The organism is Rhodococcus sp. 06-418-5 (assembly GCF_002258285.1).
Lineage (GTDB): Bacteria > Actinomycetota > Actinomycetes > Mycobacteriales > Mycobacteriaceae > Rhodococcoides.
The window spans coordinates 699887-720315 of sequence record NZ_NOYE01000012.1; the positions used below are offsets into that span (position 1 = coordinate 699887).

At 65.8% G+C, this 20429-nt stretch carries 20 protein-coding genes; 15 read left to right on the forward strand and 5 right to left on the reverse strand.

Annotated elements, in window-relative coordinates; genetic code table 11:
• The first annotated feature begins 153 nt into the window (after window positions 1–153).
• The 3 genes from CH274_RS08955 to prcA are packed head-to-tail and all read left to right on the forward strand — an operon-like array spanning window position 154 to window position 2056.
• Window positions 154–348, forward strand: coding sequence for a ubiquitin-like protein Pup (locus CH274_RS08955; RefSeq protein WP_094657158.1), 195 nt, complete (start codon window positions 154–156; stop codon window positions 346–348).
• Window positions 345–1286 (forward strand): proteasome subunit beta, encoded by a 942-nt coding sequence (prcB, locus tag CH274_RS08960; RefSeq protein WP_032398071.1) that lies wholly within the window; start codon window positions 345–347, stop codon window positions 1284–1286. Before CH274_RS08955 ends, prcB begins: the two co-directional genes overlap by 4 nt.
• Complete coding sequence (gene prcA / locus CH274_RS08965) at window positions 1283–2056, forward strand: proteasome subunit alpha (protein ID WP_094657159.1); 774 nt, start codon at window positions 1283–1285, stop codon at window positions 2054–2056. Before prcB ends, prcA begins: the two co-directional genes overlap by 4 nt.
• 33 nt (window positions 2057–2089) lie before the next feature.
• Here prcA and CH274_RS08970 read toward each other — a convergent pair whose 3' ends face one another.
• Window positions 2090–3559, reverse strand: a complete 1470-nt coding sequence (locus tag CH274_RS08970) for a bifunctional phosphatase PAP2/diacylglycerol kinase family protein (protein WP_094657160.1) — start codon at window positions 3557–3559, stop codon at window positions 2090–2092.
• 98 nt (window positions 3560–3657) lie between these two features.
• On the opposite strand from CH274_RS08970, the gene pafA reads away from it, so the two are divergent.
• The 7 genes from pafA to CH274_RS09005 all read left to right on the forward strand — a co-directional run bounded on the left by pafA (window position 3658) and on the right by CH274_RS09005 (window position 12302).
• Window positions 3658–5016, forward strand: coding sequence for a Pup--protein ligase (pafA, locus tag CH274_RS08975; protein ID WP_179275671.1), 1359 nt, complete (start codon window positions 3658–3660; stop codon window positions 5014–5016).
• 61 nt (window positions 5017–5077) lie between these two features.
• Window positions 5078–6070 carry a helix-turn-helix transcriptional regulator gene (locus CH274_RS08980; protein WP_032398075.1) on the forward strand — a complete coding sequence of 331 codons (993 nt, stop codon included), beginning with the start codon at window positions 5078–5080 and terminating at the stop codon, window positions 6068–6070.
• Window positions 6067–7062 (forward strand): helix-turn-helix transcriptional regulator, encoded by a 996-nt coding sequence (locus CH274_RS08985; RefSeq protein WP_094629982.1) that lies wholly within the window; start codon window positions 6067–6069, stop codon window positions 7060–7062. Before CH274_RS08980 ends, CH274_RS08985 begins: the two co-directional genes overlap by 4 nt.
• An 86-nt stretch (window positions 7063–7148) precedes the next feature.
• A complete protein-coding gene (gene tatA, locus CH274_RS08990; RefSeq protein ID WP_032398077.1) occupies window positions 7149–7415 on the forward strand; it encodes a Sec-independent protein translocase subunit TatA in 267 nt (88 codons plus the stop codon).
• 110 nt (window positions 7416–7525) lie between these two features.
• Window positions 7526–8497: a twin-arginine translocase subunit TatC gene (tatC, locus tag CH274_RS08995; RefSeq protein ID WP_094657162.1), complete on the forward strand. Its 972-nt coding sequence runs from the start codon at window positions 7526–7528 to the stop codon at window positions 8495–8497.
• 27 nt (window positions 8498–8524) lie between these two features.
• Window positions 8525–11299: a DEAD/DEAH box helicase gene (locus CH274_RS09000; protein WP_094657163.1), complete on the forward strand. Its 2775-nt coding sequence runs from the start codon at window positions 8525–8527 to the stop codon at window positions 11297–11299.
• Window positions 11300–11393: 94 nt separating this feature from the next.
• On the forward strand, window positions 11394–12302 hold the full coding sequence (locus tag CH274_RS09005; RefSeq protein ID WP_094657164.1) for a DUF4333 domain-containing protein: 909 nt from the start codon (window positions 11394–11396) through the stop codon (window positions 12300–12302).
• A 19-nt stretch (window positions 12303–12321) separates the two neighbouring features.
• Here the strand turns inward: CH274_RS09005 and CH274_RS09010 are convergent, their stop codons facing one another.
• Complete coding sequence (locus tag CH274_RS09010; RefSeq protein WP_032398473.1) at window positions 12322–13299, reverse strand: 5'-3' exonuclease; 978 nt, start codon at window positions 13297–13299, stop codon at window positions 12322–12324.
• Window positions 13300–13326: 27 nt separating this feature from the next.
• Between CH274_RS09010 and CH274_RS09015 the strand changes: the two genes are divergently transcribed.
• Together CH274_RS09015 and CH274_RS09020 are read left to right on the forward strand one after the other, a co-directional pair.
• On the forward strand, window positions 13327–14469 hold the full coding sequence (locus CH274_RS09015; RefSeq protein ID WP_045195192.1) for a M24 family metallopeptidase: 1143 nt from the start codon (window positions 13327–13329) through the stop codon (window positions 14467–14469).
• Window positions 14466–15044 carry a nucleotidyltransferase family protein gene (locus tag CH274_RS09020; RefSeq protein WP_094657289.1) on the forward strand — a complete coding sequence of 193 codons (579 nt, stop codon included), beginning with the start codon at window positions 14466–14468 and terminating at the stop codon, window positions 15042–15044. Before CH274_RS09015 ends, CH274_RS09020 begins: the two co-directional genes overlap by 4 nt.
• Before the next feature lie 18 nt (window positions 15045–15062).
• Here the strand turns inward: CH274_RS09020 and CH274_RS09025 are convergent, their stop codons facing one another.
• On the reverse strand, window positions 15063–15476 hold the full coding sequence (locus CH274_RS09025; RefSeq protein WP_045195190.1) for a TIGR03618 family F420-dependent PPOX class oxidoreductase: 414 nt from the start codon (window positions 15474–15476) through the stop codon (window positions 15063–15065).
• 45 nt (window positions 15477–15521) lie between these two features.
• On the opposite strand from CH274_RS09025, the gene CH274_RS09030 reads away from it, so the two are divergent.
• From CH274_RS09030 to CH274_RS09040, 3 genes are read left to right on the forward strand one after another with little or no spacing between them, the layout of a single operon-like run.
• Window positions 15522–16280, forward strand: a complete 759-nt coding sequence (locus CH274_RS09030) for an SDR family NAD(P)-dependent oxidoreductase (RefSeq protein ID WP_256993505.1) — start codon at window positions 15522–15524, stop codon at window positions 16278–16280.
• Complete coding sequence (gene cbiE, locus CH274_RS09035) at window positions 16253–17527, forward strand: precorrin-6y C5,15-methyltransferase (decarboxylating) subunit CbiE (protein WP_256993506.1); 1275 nt, start codon at window positions 16253–16255, stop codon at window positions 17525–17527. Before CH274_RS09030 ends, cbiE begins: the two co-directional genes overlap by 28 nt.
• On the forward strand, window positions 17488–18270 hold the full coding sequence (locus tag CH274_RS09040) for a cobalt-precorrin-6A reductase (RefSeq protein WP_094657165.1): 783 nt from the start codon (window positions 17488–17490) through the stop codon (window positions 18268–18270). Before cbiE ends, CH274_RS09040 begins: the two co-directional genes overlap by 40 nt.
• On the opposite strand, the gene cobJ is transcribed toward CH274_RS09040, so the two are convergent.
• Both cobJ and CH274_RS09050 read right to left on the reverse strand, forming a co-directional pair.
• Entirely contained in the window at window positions 18253–19746 is a 1494-nt protein-coding gene (cobJ, locus tag CH274_RS09045) for a precorrin-3B C(17)-methyltransferase (RefSeq protein WP_094647905.1), read from the reverse strand. The two genes, CH274_RS09040 and cobJ, sit on opposite strands and share 18 nt — an antisense overlap.
• Window positions 19743–20369, reverse strand: coding sequence for a precorrin-8X methylmutase (locus tag CH274_RS09050; protein ID WP_094647904.1), 627 nt, complete (start codon window positions 20367–20369; stop codon window positions 19743–19745). The genes cobJ and CH274_RS09050 overlap by 4 nt, the downstream gene beginning before the upstream one ends.
• Between the last annotated feature and the right edge of the window lie 60 nt (window positions 20370–20429).

The following is a 20429-nucleotide window of genomic DNA, read 5'->3' on the forward strand; positions in this document are numbered from 1 at the left end:
GACCGGCGGAGTCGGTCAGTCGGTAGGGTAAAGGTCCGTGCACTTTCGGCGGAACGTTCGGTTGCACTTGCACATCCACGACGGTGCACCTCGGATCGACCGGTGAGAGTGCAGTAGATCTGTTTTCTCGATACACGGAGGAGGTCGGCGACTATGGCACAGGAGCAGACACGGCGCTCTGGCGGCGGCGACGACGATGAGGTTCCCGGCGACGCCGGAGCCGGTGGTCAGGAACGACGCGAGAAGCTGGCCGAGGAGACCGACGACCTTCTCGACGAGATCGACGACGTGCTCGAGGAAAACGCCGAGGACTTCGTCCGCGCCTACGTTCAGAAGGGCGGCCAGTGACGGTGGATCGTTCGGACCCACGGTCGGCAGGCGACGGAACGGCGATCCCATTCGGGACGAGCAGCTCGTCGTTCTCCGATTATCTTCGTCGGCACGCCCCTCATCTGTTGCCCGAGAGCGGTATCGCGGCGGATCTGGCGACCAACACCGCGAACGGCGGCTCGGACAAGTCCGGGATCGCTCCACACGGGACGACGATCGTTGCACTGACCTACGCAGGCGGCGTTCTGATCGCGGGTGACCGGCGAGCCACGCAGGGCAATCTGATCGCCAACCGCGACATGCAGAAGGTCTACGTCACCGACGACTACTCCGCCGCGGGTATCGCCGGAACCGCGGGCATCGCGATCGAGCTGGTTCGGCTCTTCGCCGTCGAACTCGAGCACTACGAGAAGATCGAAGGCGTGCCGCTCACGTTCAACGGCAAGGCGAACAAGCTGTCGTCGATGGTGCGAAGCAACCTCGGTGCCGCGATGCAAGGGCTCGCCGCCGTCCCGTTGCTGGTCGGATTCGACATCGACATCTCGGACCCGGATCGAGCCGGACGCATCGTCTCCTACGACGTGGTCGGCGGGCGATACGAGGAGCGTTCGGGTTACCACGCCGTGGGATCGGGATCGTTGTTCGCCAAGTCCGCGCTCAAGAAGCTCTATCGCCCCGGAATGACCGAGGAGGAGGCGATTCGCGCAGCGGTGGAATCGCTGTACGACGCCGCCGACGACGACTCGGCCACAGGCGGTCCTGACGTCACCCGCGGGATCTACCCGACGGCAGTTGCCATCACCAGTGTCGGGGCGGACGACGTTGCACACGAGAGGATTTCGGCTGCAGCTCGGTCGGTTCTCGCGGAGCGGACGGAGAGTGCAGCGCATTCCGGCGGTGCCGAGCACCACACTCGGGCCGGCCAGCAAGTGAGCGAAGGGGGTAGCGCACCATGACGATGCCGTACTACGCATCTGCCGAACAGATCATGCGCGATCGTTCGGAGTTGGCGCGCAAGGGAATCGGCCGCGGCCGCAGCGTCATCGTGCTGACGTATGCGGACGGGGTCCTCTTCGTCGCCGAGAACCGTTCGACCGCGTTGCACAAGGTGAGCGAACTCTACGACCGGATCGGCTTCGCGGCCGTGGGCAAGTACAACGAGTTCGAGAACCTGCGCAAGGCCGGTATCCAGCACGCCGATATCAAGGGCTACACCTACGATCGGCGCGACGTGACCGGCCGTTCGCTTGCCAAGACGTACGCGCAAGCACTCGGCACGATCTTCACCGAGCAGCTCAAGCCGTACGAGGTCGAGATCTGTGTCGCGGAGGTGTCGCACCAGGACGAGCCGATCGCCACGCAGCTCTACCGCATCACCTACGACGGATCCATCGTCGACGAGCAGGATTTCGTCGTCATGGGCGGGACGACCGAGCCGATCGTGGCCGCACTGAAGGACACCTACCGCGCCGGGCTGGACCTGGCAGACGCGGTACGTGTGGCCGTCGACGCACTCACGGCAGGCCCGACTGCGCCGCCCGCGGCGGGCGGCGAGCCGGAGAAGAAGGTTCTCGAGGTGTCGGCGCTCGAGGTCGCGGTGCTGGACCAGGCGCGGCCGCGACGAGCGTTCAGACGCATTGCCGGGGCTGCGCTGGAGGACATGTTGCCGGCGCCCACTGCGGCGGTCGAGACGGGACCCGACACCGAAGGTGCACCGCCGTCCTGACCGATGGTTCCGACACTCGTTCGGCCTCGCGCGCTATCGCTTTCGGTAGAGCGCGAGGCCGTTCTTGTCACTGGTGAACTCGAACCTTCGTCCGTCGCCCACCACTTCGCCGTCGGCCGCGAGGGCAACGGGGGCACCCTCCACCTCGACGGTCAACTCCTTCACCGCTCGACGGACGTAGGCGGGCGAGGACCCGAGGGTGCCGGTCAACGTTGCCCACAGCAGTCTGGTTCTGGACGCTTTCGGCTCGGACGGAAGAAACCGGACATCGAGGGTGCCGGTGTGAATACTGCTGCGAGACATGGGTACTTGGTCGGCCGGTACATAATTGCCGTTGCCGACGAAGAGCATCCAGACCGACTGCTCGGTGCCGTCGAGCCCGATGTTCAGTGGTTCCGCAGCCGCCAGGACCCGCGTCATCGCGATGGCGGCCGCGGGCCATTTGCCGATTCGACGTTGCAATTTCTGACGTAGCCGAACCGAGTCGGGGTAGCCACCGAACGTTGCGGTGTTGACGAACGACACACTGCGGCCGTCGACGGACACCTCGGCGATGTCGACCAGTTCGGCGGTGCCCGCTTCCACGGCGGCAGCGGTGTCCTGCACGACGGTCAATCCGGTGTCGCGCGCGAAATGGTTGAGGGTGCCACCCGGAAATGCTGCGAGCGGTAATCCGTTGCGCACCGCGGATGCGGCGACGCTGACCACGGTTCCGTCACCACCGCAGACACCGAGGGCACGTGGGGACGTGCTCCGAATGCGCTGCTCCAGTTGCTCGTTGAAGTCCTGATCGGGATTCGGCACGAACAGATCGGCATCGGGAAGTGCTCGACGGATCGCGTCGGGCACCGCGTCCGAATCGGTGCCCGACCCCGGATTGACGAGTACCAGTAGCCCCCGGCCGCCCGGCAGTGGCTCGACCTGGACCGGGGAGCCGAGATCGGCAGGCTTCTCCGATCGCACGGCCCACCACCGACGAGTGGACAACGCGATGGCCGAGCCGAGAGCGGCGCCGGCGATGACGTCCGTCGGCCAGTGCACGCCCACGTGGACCCTCGAGTAACACACCGCGGCCGCAACGGGTGCCAGCAGCACGCCTGCGACCGGGGATTCGATCGCCACCGCTGTGACGAACGCAGCCGCGGACGCCGAGTGGCCCGAGGGAAACGACGACGACACCGGCGGAGCCAGAACCTGACGCAGGACGGGAACGGACTCGGAATCGGGACGAGTCCGCGGGAACATTGGTTTGAGCAGCCCGTTCGCCACGGAGCTCGCACCGGCCAGCGCCACCAGCCCCCGGACGCCGCCGCGTCGGGCCGGACCACCTGCGGCCACGAGAAGCGCAGCCGCCCCGAGCCACAGACGACCGTGATCGGCGGCGTTGCTCAGGGCACGCAGTCCACCGTCCGCTCTGCTCTGCCGCAGGGCGGCGCTTCGTGCCACCAGGGACAGATCCCACGCGTGGACGGCCGTCGCGATCGGGGTGCGCGTGGATGTCATGACGCCCAGCCTAGGCACGTGCGACGGCATCCTCACGGACGGACGACATCGGGGCGCTCCGACACATCGATCCGCGGGTTGCGTTGTAGTGTCGAAGTGTGCAGCGACGAATTATGGGCATCGAGACAGAGTTCGGTGTCACATGTACTTTCCACGGACATCGACGGCTGAGTCCGGACGAAGTGGCTCGCTATCTGTTCCGCCGGGTCGTTTCGTGGGGTCGCAGCTCGAATGTGTTTCTTCGCAACGGAGCCCGCCTGTACCTCGACGTGGGCTCGCATCCCGAGTACGCCACCGCCGAATGCGACAGTCTGTTGCAGCTGGTCACCCACGACCGCGCAGGCGAGCGGGTACTGGAAGACCTGCTGATCGACGCCGAGCAGCGCCTGGCCGAAGAGGGCATCGGGGGCGATATCTATCTGTTCAAGAACAACACCGACTCGGCGGGTAACTCCTACGGCTGCCACGAGAACTTTCTCGTCCAACGCGCCGGCGAGTTCTCCCGAATCTCGGACGTTCTGCTGCCGTTCCTGGTCACGCGTCAGTTGATCTGTGGCGCGGGCAAGGTGCTCCAGACGCCCAAGGCTGCGACGTTCTGCCTGTCGCAGCGCGCCGAGCACATCTGGGAAGGCGTCTCCTCGGCCACCACTCGTTCGCGGCCGATCATCAACACGCGCGACGAGCCGCACGCCGACGCCGAGAAGTACCGCCGGCTGCACGTCATCGTGGGCGACTCGAACATGGCCGAGACCTCGACGATGCTCAAGGTCGGTACGGCAGCCCTCGTTCTCGAGATGATCGACGCGGGCGTGTCCTTCCGAGATTTCGCGCTGGACAATCCGATTCGCGCAATCCGCGAGGTCAGTCACGATCTCACCGGACGTCGCCCCGTTCGACTCGCCGGGGGACGACAGGCCAGCGCCCTCGATATCCAGCGCGAGTACTACTCGCGAGCCGTCGAGCATCTCAAGACGCGCGAGCCGAACACTCAGGTGGAGCAGATCGTCGACCTGTGGGGACGAACGCTCGACGCCATCGAGACACAGGATTTCGCGAAGGTGGACACCGAGATCGACTGGGTCATCAAACGCAAACTGTTCCAGCGTTACCAGGACCGTTACTCGATGGAGCTGTCCGATCCCAAGATCGCTCAGCTGGACCTGGCCTACCACGACATCAAGCGCGGTCGCGGAGTGTTCGATCTGTTGCAGCGCAAGGGTCTGGCCAAGCGAGTCACCGAGGACGAGCAGATCGACGAGGCCGTCGATCTGCCGCCGCAGACCACCAGGGCCAAGCTGCGCGGAGAATTCATCACGGCCGCTCAGGAGGCGGGTCGCGACTTCACCGTCGACTGGGTACACCTGAAGTTGAACGACCAGGCTCAGCGAACCGTGCTCTGCAAAGACCCGTTCCGATCGGTCGACGAGCGAGTGGAACGGTTGATCGCGTCGATGTAGTGCCGGACGCAGTCGGGTCGTTACCGCTGCGTCCACCGGTGAGCAACTAGGCTCGACTGTCGTGGCCACCACCAAAGTCGAACGCCTGATGAATCTGGTCATCTGTCTGCTGTCGACACGTCAGTTCCTGACCGCGGAGTGGATCCGCGAGAGCGTTGCCGGATACGACGACTCCACCAGCCACGAAGCGTTCAGCAGAATGTTCGAGCGAGACAAGAACGAACTGCGTGACCTCGGTGTCCCGTTGGAAACCGGTACCGCCACCAGGTTCGGCGGCGTCGAGGGCTATCGCATCAACCGCGATGCCTACGAACTTCCCGACATCGACCTCACCAGCGAGGAATCGGCCGCCGTCGCAGTCGCGGTCAAACTGTGGGAATCGCCGGAGCTCACCTCGGCGGCACAGAGTGCGTTGCTCAAACTCCGCGCCGCCGGAATTCAGGTCGACCAGAACGAGTCCGCCGCAGCGGTGACCGCGGTTCCCGCCCGTACCCGAGGCTCCGAACCCGCGCTGGGTGCCCTGCTGGCCGCGATCGACGACGGAAAGTCGGTACGGTTCCAACACCGCCCGTCGTTGACCGAGCCGTTCACCACCCGAACCGTCGAGCCGTGGGGCGTCGTGACGTTTCGCGGCCGCTGGTATCTGGTGGGGCACGACGTGGACCGCGACGACACCCGCACGTTTCGCCTGTCCCGAATCGGCGACGAGGTCAAGTCGTTCGGCACCCCGCAGAGCGTCCGCAAGCCCGACGGTGTCGATCTGCAGGAGATCGTCCGCCGAGTGGCGGGCACGTCCTCGGTATCGGGCACGGCCCGAGTGTGGCTGCAGGACGGAAGGGCGCTGGAATTGCGCAGAATGGGAACGGTGGTGGGCGTGCAGAGTCTCGGCACCCGAAGCGGCACGGTCGTCGAGGTGCCCGTGCGGTCCTGGGATTGGGTCTCGCGGTTGATCGCCGGTCACGGCGCGGATGCGGTGGTTCTCGAACCCGCGGAATTGCGCGCCGACGTGATCTCGACCCTGCAGACAGCGGCCGACGTGGAGAACCAGCGATGAGCGCGAGACTGTCGGTTCGGCTGGCCAGGTTGCTCAACATGGTGCCGTTCTTCATGGCAAATCCCGGCTTGAGTGCCGAGGAGGCAGCGCGTGAGCTGGGGGTGTCGACCGCGACGTTGATGGCCGATCTCAATCAGCTCTGGATGTGTGGTCTGCCCGGTTACGGTCCGGGTGATCTCATCGATCTGTCGTTCTCCGAGGAGAGCATCGATGTCACGTTCTCGGCCGGAATCGATCGACCGCTGCGCCTGACGTCGACCGAGGCGACGGCCCTGTTGGTGGCGCTTCGATCCCTGACGTCCATGCCCGGCATGGTCGACCCGTCCGCCGCTCAGCGCGCTATCGCGAAGATCGAGACCGCAGCGGGCTCGGCTGCGGCCAACGTGCCGCTCTCGTCGGATCACGACAGCGCAGGTGCCGAGGAGGGACCGGTCTCGAGTACCGTTCGTTCTGCGCTGCGTCACCGGCATGCCCTGCAGCTGACCTACTACTCCGCATCGCGGGATGTCGTCACCGAACGGACCGTGGACCCGATCAGGACGGTCGTCGTCGACGACAACAGTTACGTCCAGGCGTGGTGCCGAAGCGCCGAGGGAGTGCGGCTGTTCCGATTCGACCGCATCGACTCGGCAACCGAACTCGACGAACCCGCCGCGCCTCCGGAATCGGTGCAGGACGAGGACGCCTTCGAGATCTTCAACGACGATCCCTCGCTTTCGCAGGCGCGGCTGAAGGTGTCGCCCTCCTTCACCTGGATTCTGGACTACTACCCGATGACGCAGGTCGCCGCGGATGCCGACGGTTCCATCGTGGTCACGATGAGGTTCGCGACGCTGCAGTGGATGACTCGATTGACCTTGGGCTTCGGCGGCGGCGTCACGGTACTGGCACCTGAATCCTTGGTGAACTCCGTCCGCGATCGTGCCCGCTCGGCCCTGGATGCGTATGCCGAGCTCGATGCCACCAGCGCGGACGGCACCGTCCCCACGTGAACACGGGGCAAACCGACACCCGCTGCTGCCGGAGGCGATGCCCGCGGTCGGGTACGCTCGCTTCATCTGATCTGTAGGAGGTTCGCATGGGATTCACCAGTCCTTGGCACTGGGCCATCGTTGCGGTGGTCGTCATCATTCTGTTCGGTTCCAAGAAGCTGCCCGAGGCTGCTCGCGGACTCGGCCGGTCGTTGCGCATCTTCAAGAGCGAGGTGAAGGAGATGCAGAACGACGGCAAGTCCGACGCCGACACCGCGACGGCGCAGCAGCCGACCGCTCCCGCTCAGCTGCCTTCGCCTGCGCCTGTCGTGCAGCCGAACACCGAGACCCAGCACGACGCGAAGTCTGCCTGAGCGCACGGCCGCTCAGCACACCTCCGGTGCCAGGTGGCACCGAAGGTTCACTGCTGTCGGTGACGGCTCCGCGCCGTCGTCCGACCGAAGAAGGCTGACCGTAGAACACCATGCGCATTCCGTTCGATCCGCGGCGTAGCAAGCGCCGAGTCAATCCCGACGGCACGATGTCGTTGGTCGATCACCTGTACGAGCTGCGAACCCGGCTCCTGTGGTCGTTGGTCGCCGTCGCGCTGACGACTGCTTTCGGGTTCTTCTGGTACTCGCACACCATCGTCGGCGTCGAGAGCCTCGGCGACCTCCTACGGGGTCCCTACTGCACGCTCGATCCGAGCCTCCGCGCGAATCTGAGCAACGACGACCAGTGTCGTCTGCTCGCGACCGGGCCGTTCGATCAGTTCCTGTTGCGATTCAAGGTCGCGTTCACCGCCGGTGTCGTCCTGGCCTGTCCCATCTGGCTGTATCAGATCTGGGCGTTCATCACCCCGGGTCTGTACGCGAACGAACGTCGATACGCGGTCTCGTTCGTGACCGGAGCCGCGGCGCTGTTCGTCACCGGAGCCGTCCTGGCCTACTTCGTGGTGGCCAAGGGCCTGCACTTCCTGCTCTCGATCGGTGACAACGTCCAGATCACCGCGCTCAGCGGTGACCAGTACTTCGGATTCCTGATCAACCTCCTCATCATCTTCGGCGTCAGCTTCGAGATTCCGTTGCTGGTCGTCGCCCTGAATTTCGTCGGCGTACTCACCTACGAGCGACTCAAGGCGTGGCGTCGAGGTCTCATCTTCGGGCTGTTCGTCTTCGCGGCCATCGCGACTCCGGGGCAGGACCCTTTCTCGATGCTGGCCTTGGCCTTGGCGTTGACGGTGCTCTTCGAGATGGCAGTGCAGATTGCGCGGATTCACGACAAGCGTAAGTTGCGCAAGAGAAGAGACGAATGGGGTGATGTGTCAGATGACGAAGCAACGCGCATCGACGGCGCAAGTTCGATCGAGTCACCGGATGCCGTCGCTCCGACACCGCCGTCCAGCGGCTTCGGTACCGCGACCCGAGTGCAGGCACAGTACGACGACACGATCTGACCGCGGCCGAACCGTCGGGTCGATCGCATGACCGAGCCGATCGTCGATACGGGGACGAGCCCCCGACCCACCCAGCTGCAACGCTTTTCGTCCGAACTCGGTTTCCCGCTCGATCGGTTCCAGGTGGACGCGTGTACGGCACTCGAGAACGGTCACGGCGTTCTGGTCTGCGCCCCCACCGGTGCAGGCAAGACCGTCATCGGCGAATTCGCGGTGCACCTGGCGCTCGCCGCCGGGCGCAAGTGCTTCTACACCACCCCGATCAAGGCGCTCAGCAACCAGAAGTTCGCCGAGCTGACCGCGCGGTACGGGCGTGACACGGTCGGGCTGCTGACCGGAGACTCGTCGATCAACCCCGATGCCCCCATCGTCATCATGACGACCGAAGTGCTGCGCAACATGCTCTACGCATCCTCGGACGCATTGCGAGGTCTCTCGCACGTCGTCATGGACGAGGTGCACTACCTCGCCGACCGTTTCCGAGGCGCGGTGTGGGAAGAGGTCATCCTGCACCTGTCCGACGACGTTCGACTGGTCAGCCTCTCGGCCACGGTGAGCAACGCCGAGGAGTTCGGTGCCTGGATGAGCACGGTCCGCGGAGACACCTCGGTCGTGGTCGACGAGAACCGCCCGGTACCCCTGTCGCAGCACATCATGGTGGGTCGCCGATTGTTCGATCTGTTCGACACGCGAGCCCAGTCGGCCGACGGCAGTCAGAAGATCGTCGTCGATCGGGAACTCGTACGACACGTCAAACAACGTCAGTCCCTCGACTCGATGGACCGCTGGCATGCACCACACAGCAGAGGCCGCGGCGGTCGGGCAGGCGGTGGAGGTCGCGGTGGCGGTCACGGCAGCGGAGCGAACAACCGCCCACTGGCCCGACCCGATGTGATCGCCAAACTCGACGAAGAAGGTCTGCTCCCGGCGATCACATTCATCTTCAGCCGCGCAGGCTGTGACGGCGCGCTGACCCAGTGCATGCGTTCGCGGCTGGTGCTGACCACGCCCGAGCAGGCCGAGGAGATCCGGTACATCGTCGAGAAGCACACCTCGGAGCTGCCACGCGAGGACCTGGAGGTCCTGGGCTTCTGGGAGTGGCGCGACGCACTCGAGCGTGGATTCGCCGCTCACCACGCCGGGATGTTGCCGGTCTTTCGACACACCGTCGAGGAGTTGTTCGTCAAGGGCCTGGTCCGGGCGGTCTTCGCCACCGAGACGTTGGCTCTCGGGATCAACATGCCTGCTCGAACCGTCGTGCTCGAGAAGCTGGTCAAGTTCAACGGTGAGACACACGCCGAGTTGACGCCGGGGGAGTACACCCAGCTGACCGGCCGGGCCGGACGGCGCGGTATCGATGTCGAGGGGCATGCCGTCGTGCTGTGGCAGCCCGGCACGGAGCCGACCGAGGTCGCCGGTCTGGCGTCGACCCGCACTTTCCCGCTGCGCAGTTCGTTCGCGCCGGCATACAACATGTCGATCAACCTGATCGAACAGTTCGGTGCGGCCGATTCGCGTCTGTTGCTCGAACGGTCCTTCGCCCAGTTCCAGGCCGACCGGTCCGTCGTCGGGATGGTGCGCGGCATCGAGAAGAACATGCAGACGATGGAGGCGCTCGGGGCACGCCTCGGCGGCCCCGACGGCGAGTATTTCGAGTATGCGCGGCTGCGTGAGCGGCTCAAGGATCGTGAGAAGACCCTCGAACGCCAGAACAGGTCCGATCGACGGGACAAGGCAGTCGATTCACTCCGTGCCTTGCGGCGCGGCGACGTGATCTCGGTGCCGACCGGTCGCCGCAGCGGTCTCGCGGTGGTCCTGGAGGCGGATGACGACCGGGCCGATCCGCGGCCGCTCGTACTGACCGAGGACAAATGGGCCGGGCGGCTTTCGGCAGCGGACTTCCCCTCGCCTGCAACGTCTTTGGGCACCATGCGCCTTCCGCGCTTCGTCGATCATCGCACCGCCAAGACCCGGCGCGATCTCGCGGCCGCCCTGGTCACACGCGGAATCTCGCAGCCGTCGGACCGAGTCCGCCGCAAATCGACCGCAGCGGACGACAAGGAACTGGCCACGCTTCGGAGAGCCATTCGATCGCATCCGGTGCACGCGCGCCCCGATCGCGACGAGCTCGGCCGCACCGGTGAGCGCTACAACCGGCTGGCTCGGGAGACCGAAACGATGCGCCAGAAGGTATCGGCGACGACGAACTCCCTCGCCCGAACGTTCGACCGTATCCTGGCGTTGCTCGCCGACCGCGGGTACGTGACGGCAGGCAAGGATCCGAAGGTCACCGACGACGGCGCACGTCTGAGTCGGATCTATTCCGAGTCCGACCTCCTGGTCGCCGAATGCCTGCGCGGCGGCCTGTGGCAAGGCCTTTCTCCGGCAGAGTTGGCGGCGGTGGTCTCGGCGGTGGTCTACGAGTCCAGGTCGGAGGGCGATATCACTCCGCACGGTCCGACGGGTCCGATTCGACACGCGCTGACCGAGACGGTGCGGGTGTGGCACGAGTTGAGGTCCGACGAAGTTCGGCACAAGCTTCCGCCGACGAGAGAGCCCGACATGGGATTCGTGAAGGCGATCTACAAGTGGGCGTCGAACCATTCGTTGGTCGATGCTCTTGTCACCGCGGGCGACAACGGCAAAGCACTGTCGGGCGGAGACTTCGTGCGCTGGTGTCGGCAGGTGATCGACCTGTTGGATCAGGTTCGGCTCGCGGCCCCGGAGCCGGAACTCTCGCGCACTGCGGCGCGGGCGATCGCGGCTCTGCGCCGCGGTGTGGTCGCTGTCGATGCCGCATGACAGGAGCGAATCGGACTGCCGGGTCGGTACAGCGGAGAGTCGTACGGGCGAGATACTGTACCCCCGACGAATCCGAATTTTCAGTGGAGGCGAGATGAGCGGCCCATACGGTCCGACCGATCCGGACAACAGCTGGTCGCGCAAGCCCGATCAGCAGGACGGTGCCGCGAACGACACGCCGGAGACGCAACCCGGCGGCCCCTCGGCCGATCCACCGACGCCGTCGGCGTGGGGTCAGTACGGGCAGCCGCCGGCCACGCCGTACGGGCAGAGCCCGCAGCAGCCCGGCGGCCAGTACCCACAGGGCCAGTACCCATCTGCCGGCTACCCGCAGGGTCAATACCCCCAGGCCCCGAACGCGCAGGGCGGCTACCCCCAGGCCCCGAACGCGCAGGGCGGCTACCCCCAGGGCCAATACCCCCAAGGCACGAATCCGCAGGGCGGCTACCCCCAGGGCCAGAACCCCACCGGTCAGTATCCGGCCGGTCAGCAGTACGGCGCGCCCTATCCCGGTGCCGGCGTGCCTGCTTCGGGCGATGCGGCCTACCAGAACCCCTACGCACCACAGCAATTCGGTGGTGGGCAGTACGGACAAGGGCAGTACGGACAGCCGCCGCAGCAGCCCTGGAATCCCAACCAGCCGTATCCGAATCAGCAGTACCCGAATCAGCAGGGGCCAGGGCAGGCCGGATCACAGTCCAAGAAGCCTCTGATCATCGCGGGTGCCGTCGTCGCCGTGGTCGCCGTGATCGCTGTGGTGTTGTTCTTCGCCTTCGGCCGCACGACCACCCTCGATACCGCGGCGGCCGAGGAGGGCATTCGCACGGTCGTCACCGAGTCCTACGGGGCGTCCGACGTCTCCGGTGTGTCCTGCCCCCAGAACATCGAGGTCAAGGCAAAGACCAGTGTCGATTGCACCCTGACGGTCGACGGTGCGTTCAAGACGGTGACGTTGACCTTCCTCGACGACGACGCCAACTACGAGGTCTCCCTACCCAAGTAGTCCCGCGTCGGTCGGCCGTTCAGGCTGTCGAGGCCGTGGCCGCCATCGCAGCGACGAGGCGGGCCACGGCGTTCTCGATACCGAGGGCTTCGGCGAGTGTGTTCAGCGCGTCGAGATCGGCGGGCTCGGCCGGAATCTCGTCGGATTTCGACAGGACGACATCGGCGTCGGTGACAACTCGGACGACGGGGAGCGCGGCGTCCAGGTACTCACTCGCATTGGCCAGCTTCGCCCGGATGCCCTTGGCCATGTCCGATGCCGGGTCGAGGGCCGCAGCGCGCAACGCAGCGACGGATTCGTAGTTCAGCATCAACGTCGACGCCGTCTTCTCACCGATTCCTTTGACACCGGGCAGGCCGTCCGAGGCATCGCCGCGCAGCAGGGCGAGTTCCGCGTACGCCGCACCCGCTCGATGAAGCGGAACACCGTAGCGCTCGGAAACCAGTGCGGGATCGAACAATTCGGCCTTGGCCAAACCGCGTCCCACGTACAGAACGCGCACCTCGTTCGGTTCGTCCGCGGCGACCTGAAGTAGATCCCTGTCCCCGCTGACCACGACCACCGGGTCCTGACGCTCGCGTGCTGCCAGGGTTCCCAGCACGTCGTCGGCTTCGAGACCGTCTGCGCCTGCGGTCGCGATCCCCAATGCGGCGAGCACATCCATGATCATGTCCACCTGTGGTGTCAGTGTCTCCGGAACTTCTTCGCTCTCGGCGACCTCCGGGGCAGCGTCGGCAACACGATGCGCCTTGTAGGACGGTACGAGGTCGACGCGGAACTGTGGGCGCCAGTCGAGATCGAGGCACACAGCGAGTCGGCTGGGTTCGGTGCGCGCAATCAACGCCGAGATCATGTCGAGGAAGCCGCGAACGGCATTGACGGGTCGCCCGTCGGGGGCCGTAATCGACTCGGGCAGTGCGTAGTAGGCCCTGAACCACAGGCTCGCACCGTCGAGGAGCAGCAACGGAGACTTTCCGGGGGCGGTCATGGGGCTCATCTTGCCGTACGGCATTAGCCTGAAGGTATGAGTGTCGATTCTTCGGTCAGTTCCTCACGTTTCTCCAGCGATGTCTACGCGTCCAGACTCGCCCGCGCGGCTCGCCTGACGTCGGAAGCAGGCTTGGATGCCCTGTTGATCACCCCGGGTCCCGATCTGCAGTACCTGATCGGATCGAAGGCCAGCTCGTTCGAGCGTCTCATCGCTCTGGTCGTTCCGGCAGACGGCAGCACCCCGACGGTCGTGGTTCCGCGGCTCGAGCTCGCCGCACTGGGTGATTCCGCGGCGCAGGAGCTGTCTCTGACGCTCGTCGACTGGGTCGACGGTGTCGATCCGTACGCACTGGTGGCAGCGGCAGTTCCCGGCGGAACGAGAACAGCCGTCGCCGACGCCATGCCTGCCCTGCATTTCGTGCCGTTGGCGGGTGTCTTCGGCACGGTCCCGGTGCTGGCCACCGACGTGCTTCGCGAACTTCGAATGGTCAAGGATGCGGCCGAGATCGACGCGTTGCGCCGCGCCGGGTACGCCATCGACCGCGTGCACGCCCGGATGGGCGAGTGGCTTCGAGTAGGCCGCACGGAAGCGGAGATCGCCTCGGACATCGCGGCCGCGATCGTCGAAGAAGGCCACACAGCACCGGAATTCATCATCGTCGGGTCCGGGCCTCACGGTGCCGACCCGCACCACGAGGTCTCCGATCGAGTCGTCGAGGCAGGCGACATCGTGGTGATCGACATCGGGGGACCCGTTGCACCGGGATACAACTCCGACTCGACCCGCACCTACAGTCTCGGCGAGCCCTCGGCAGAGATCGCCGAGCAGTACGCGGTACTCGAGCGGGCCCAGCAGGCAGCTGTCGATGCGGTGGTGCCCGGCGTCACGGCGCAGTCCATCGATGCGGCAGCCCGCGACGTGCTGGTCGACGCCGGTCTGGGCGAGGCGTTCCTGCACCGGACCGGGCACGGGATCGGCCTGTCGGTGCACGAGGAGCCGTACATCGTTGCCGGCAACGACATCACGCTGACCGAAGGAATGGCGTTCAGCATCGAGCCGGGAATCTACTTCCGCGGACAGTGGGGTGCGCGCATCGAGGACATCGTCGTCGTCACCGCGGACGGGTGCGAGTCGGTCAACCTGCGGCCGCACGGCCTGGCCGTCCTGCCGGCGTGACGAATCGAGGCGAGCCCGAGTTCGTCTCGATCGTTCGATCCAATCCTGCTGTCGCCGAGATACTTCGACGTGCACCAGAACTGAAGCTTCCCGGGTGGTACCTGACGGCGGGTGGCCTGTTCCAGACGGTGTGGAACCACCTGGCCGGTAGGGACCTTCGTGCGGGTATCCGGGACTACGACTTCTTCTACTTCGACGACTCCGATCTGTCCTACGAATCGGAGAACGAGGTGATCGAGCGCGCGGCATCGGTGTTCGCCGACCTCGGTGTGGACGTCGAAGTACGCAACGAGGCGCGGGTACACCTGTGGTACGAGCAGCATTTCGGCACTGCGATCGCACCATATCGAAGCACCGAGGATGCGATCGATCACTTCGTCTCCACGACGTGCTGCTTCGGCATCACCACCGACCAGGGCGGTACGGACGTCGTGTACGCACCGCACGGATTCGAGGATCTCTTCGCGGGAATCGTGCGGCCGAACCCGCGGTTGCCGATGCGGCACGTGTACGAGGCCAAGGCTGCCCGGTGGACGACCGAATGGCCGAACCTGTCCGTGCTTCCCTGGCGGTGAAAGCAGACGGGACGCCCGCTACCGGTCGAGCAGCGAACGGCTACCCAGTACCCGCTGGACCTGTATCTCGATGACGACTCGGGTGGGGTTCTCCCTGGGTACGCGGTAGCGCTGCGCATAGCGGTTCTCCGCATCGACGACCGATTCACGATCGTTTCGGACCGACGCGGGGCCCTCCAACGTCAGCCAGCGGGCGCCGTCGATCTGGGTGACGGCGGCGTAGGCGCCACGGCCGGCGTTGATCGCCTTCTGCGATACGTCGTTGGTGATGACCCGAGCGCAGCGGGATTCGGCATCGTAGGTGAACCCGACGGCGACCACGTGCGGGGTTCCGTCGGGTCGCAGTGTCGTCAGAGTGGCCAGATGCCGCTCGGCAAGGAACTCGAATGCGTCGTCGGCGAGGGCAGTCGCGTCTGCGGGAATGGCGGCCATGCCCCGACTGTAGTGAATGCGATTTCATCGGCAAGACTGGTCGGCGTGAGCAGACGAGCAGAACCCGCGGCCGGAACGCTGTTGCTGTTGGGTGGGCGCAGCGAGATCGGACTCAAGGTCGCCACCCGACTCGCCTCCGGCCGAACCGTCGTACTGGCAGCTCGGCGCAGCAGTGACCTCGATGCCCAGCAACGACGAGTGCAGCAGGCAGGTGCGGACGCCGTTCACACCGTCGAGTTCGACGCGAACGCGATGGACACCCACGCCGAGCTCGTGAGCCGGATTGCCGAGCGATACGGTCCGATCGGGATCGTGGTGTTGGCGTTCGGCATCCTCGGGGATCAATCGCGCGCCGAGAACGACGCTCAGCACGCTCTCGAGGTCATCACCACTGACTTCCTGGCTCAGGTTTCGGTGCTGACGCATGCGGCGAAGTTGCTCCGAGCGCAGGGGAGCGGCGACCTGGTCGTGTTCTCGTCGGTGGCGGGAGTTCGAGTGCGGCGCGCCAACTACGTGTACGGGTCGGCCAAGGCCGGTCTCGACGGGTTCGCCGGCGGACTGAGCGATTCCCTGCACGGCAGCGGGGTGCATCTCCTACTCGTTCGTCCGGGATTCGTCATCGGTTCCATGACCGAGGGGATGACACCCGCGCCCATGTCCAGTACACCGGATCAGGTCGCCGACGGCGTGGTCACCGCGCTGGGCAAGCGTCGGGCCACCGTGTGGATCCCCGGCACTCTGCGACCGGTGTTCTTCGGCATGCGTCTACTGCCGCAATGGCTCTGGCGCAGGATGCCGCGCTGATGGTGGCACCGGTGCCCAACCCGATCGTGGTCGTCGGAATCGGTGCCGATGGCTGGGACGGACTGTCTGTCGGTTCCCGCACGGCGATCGAGCACGCCGATGTGGTGTTCGGCTCGGCCCGCCAGATCGCGGAGGTGCGAGAGCACTGCACCGAGACCAGGACGTGGCCCAGTCCTTTGGTGCCGAATCTACGGCCGATGCTCGACGCCTGCGCAAGTGCTCGCGTCTGCGTGCTGGCCAGCGGGGATCCGATGTTCCATGGCATCGGGGTCACGCTGGTGCGGGAGTTCGGTGCCGATCGCGTACGAGTCCATCCGGCGCCGTCCTCGGTGTCACTGGCATGCGCGCGACTGGGCTGGGCACTACAGGACACCTCGACGGTGTCCCTGGTGAACACCCCGGCCGAGACGGTGTTGCCCGAGCTGGCCGACGGTCGTCGGATACTGGTGTTGAGCCGGGGCAGCAGTACGCCGGGCGAGATCGCGGCTGTGTTGTGCGCCAACGGCTTCGGATCGAGTGACCTGACCGTCCTCGAGCAGCTCGGCGGACCGGCCGAGCGGGTCGTCGGCGGAATCGCCCGAGAGTCGACGTTCGAGGGCGTCGACCCACTCAATGTCGTTGCACTGCTGTGTGTCCGAGATCCCGACGCGCCCCGCCACACCCGCATTCCCGGCCTCGCCGACTCTGCGTACACCGGAGACGGCCAGATGACCAAGCGGGAGGTTCGAGCACTCACTCTCAGCGCGTTGGCACCGGCACCCGGAGAGTTGCTGTGGGACATCGGAGGCGGCTCGGGAACCATTGCCATCGAATGGATGCGGACCGACCGGTCCTGTCGCGCAGTGACGTTCGAGAGCTCGCAGGCACGCCGTGAGCAGATCGAGACCAATGCACTGTGCCTGGGAGTTCCGGGGCTCGTGGTGCACGGCGATGCCCCGGAGAGCTTCGCTGCGGTCTCCGACTCGGATTCGGTGCCGGATGCGGTGTTCATCGGTGGCGGGTTGACCGGGGCCGACATGCTCGAGGCGTGCTGGAATGCGGTGCGCACAGGTGGGCGGGTGGTCGCCAATTCGGTCACCGCAGAATCGGATTCGTTGTTGCTGACCGCGGCGGCGAAGTACGGCGGAGAGCTCCGCAGGTTCCAGATCTATCGCGGTGAACCGTTGGGCGCGTTCACGACGTGGAGACCGCAGCTGCCGGTCACGCAATGGTGTGCGACAAAACAGTGGACTGCGACCGAACGGTGAGAGTCCTGATTCTCGGTGGTACGACGGAGTCGCGGGCACTCGCGGTCGCTCTGGGCGCGGTGCAGGGGATCGAGACGATCACCTCGTTGGCCGGACGGGTTGCCGAGCCGATTCTGCCCGTCGGACGGACGCGAATCGGTGGCTTCGGTGGTCCGGACGCCCTTGCAGTGTGGCTGCGAGACAACGCAATCGACGTGGTGGTGGACGCGACACATCCGTTCGCCTCCACCATCGGTGCACACGCCGAGCAGGCCACGCGGGAAGCGTCGGTCGCGCTGCTGGTTCTGACTCGGCCACCGTGGACCGCGGGAGAGGGTGATCGATGGACCTCGGTAGCCTCACTGCCCGACGCGGCGTCGGCGATCACCCCCGGAAGCAGGGTGTTCCTCACGACCGGCAGGCAGGGTGTTCATCATTTCGCGAGTGTCGATCACTCGTGGTTTCTGGTCCGAGCGATCGACCCTCCGACCGGCCCGGTCCCGCCGCACATGACACTGCACCTGAGCCGTGGGCCGTTCGACGTCGACCACGAGGCGATGATGCTCGCGGACAACCGAATCGACCTGTTGATCACCAAGAACAGCGGCGGCGACATGACGCGGGCCAAGCTCGATGCTGCCCGAGCGGCATCGATTCCGGTGATCGTGGTCGACCGTCCTGCGCGCACCGGTTCGGCTCCGACGGTGTTCGACATCGCCGCCGCCGTGGACTGGCTGACGAATCGATTACGCTCCACCCTCTGACGGGTACCGGCGGGAGGTGAACACTTTCGGTCCGCTTCCCGTCTCGACCACCGTCGTCATCGACGATCCGATGATGAGCAGGCATCGCATGTCGATCGACTCCGGGTCGAGTTCGCCGAGAGTGACGGTGCGAACGGATTCCTGCGCGCTGCCCACTGCGCGTCCGATGACCACGGGGGTCTGCGACGAACGGTGTTCGAGCAGAATGTCTTTCATCGCCGCAACCTGCCACGTTCGTGATTTCGAGGCCGGGTTGTAGATTGCGATCGCCATGTCGGCTCCGGCTACCGCCGAGAGCCGTGCTGCGACGACGTCCCAGGGTTTGAGGCGGTCGGAGAGGGAGACGACGGCGTAGTCGTGGCCGAGCGGTGCGCCCACTCGACTGGCGACGGCGTTGGCGGCCGTCATTCCGGGCACCACCCGTACCGGTACCGAGTTCCACTGCTGCTCGGCTGCCACTTCGATCACGGCGGTGGCCATCGCGAACACCCCCGGATCGCCGGAGGAGACCACGGCCACTCGGCGACCCTGTTTGGCGAGATCGAGTGCGAAGGCGGCGCGTTCGGATTCGACCTTGTTGTCACTGGCGTGTCGAACCTGTCCGGGTCTCGGAGGTACCCGATCGATGTAGGTGACGTAGCCCACGAGATCGGTGGCGGCGGCCAGTTCGGCGCGCACCTCGTCGGTCGTCCATGCGTCGTCGCCTGGACCGAGGCCGACGACGACCACTTCTCCGGTGCCGGTGCGCGTTTCGGCTCGGTTGGACGGGCTCGGCACGACGATCATCGAGAAGTAGGGCACGTTGTCGGCGTCTGCGGCGTCGAGTACTCGCTGCTGGGGCGTGCTGGCGCGTTCGACGTAGCGCGCCTCACCCAACCGGCCGGAACGCTCCAGTGCCTCGAGCACCGTGGGGTAGGTCCGGCCCAGCTTCATGATCACGGCCGCGTCGGTGCCGCGCAGTCGGCGCGTGAGTTCGTCCGCGGGCAGCGTGCCGGGAAGCACGGTGAACACTTCGTCTCGCTCCACGAGCGGAGTTGCCAGCGCGGCCGAGGCCGCACTGACCGACGTCACGCCGGGCACGACCTCGACCTCGAAGCGGTCGGCCAATCGCTTGTGCATGTGCATGTAGGAGCTGTAGAACAGCGGATCGCCCTCGGCGAGAAGCACTACGGAGCGTCCCGCATCGAGATGGGCCGCCAGCCGTGCGGCAGCGGATTCGTAGAACTCGTCGATCGCACCCTGATATCCACCGGGGTGCGCCGTGGTCTCGGTGGTCACCGGATAGACCAGATGTTCCTCGAGCTGCCCGTCCCGCATGTACCCGGCCGCCAGTCCGCGGGAGATGCTGCGACCGTGCTGCGCACTGTGGAAAGCGACCACATCGGCCTCGGCGATCACACGAGCGGCCTTGACCGTCAACAACTCCGGATCGCCGGGACCGACGCCGACACCCCACAGTTTTCCGGTAGTGGTCATTCCTGCTCGCTCGCGATGGCATTGACGGCCGCGACGGTGATCGGACTGCCACCCCGTCTGCCTCGAACGACCAGATACTCGACGCCGAGGTCCGCGGCGATCAGGTCCTCCTTCGACTCGGCCGCCCCGATGAATCCGACCGGGCCGCCGACGATGGCCGCCGGCTTCGGCGCTCCGGCCGCGAGCATCTCCATCAGGTGGAAGAGCGCAGTCGGTGCATTGCCGATCGCGACGACGGCACCGTCGAGCTTGTCGCCCCACAACTCCAGCGCCGCAGCGGTTCTCGTGGTGCCCATCCGCTTCGCCAGCTCCGGCACCCGCGAATCGGACAAGGTGCACAGCACCTCGTTGTCGGACGGAAGACGACGACGGGTGATACCGGCGGCAACCATGTTGGCGTCGCACAGAATCGGCGCGCCCGAGTTCAGTGCCGCGCGAGCGGAGGCCACGACCGCGGGGGTGTAGCCGATGGTCTCGGTCAGATCGATCTCTCCGACCGCGTGAATCATGCGCACGACGACCTGTGCCACGTCCGGTGCGAACCGAGACAGATCTGCTTCGGCTCGGATCGTCGCGAACGATTGCCGATAGATCTCCGCGCCGTCGCGGACGTAGTCGTGCATGCGTTTCACGATAGGGGAGAGGGACCCCTCAGCAGAAAACCGGTCGCACCTGGGGTGAAG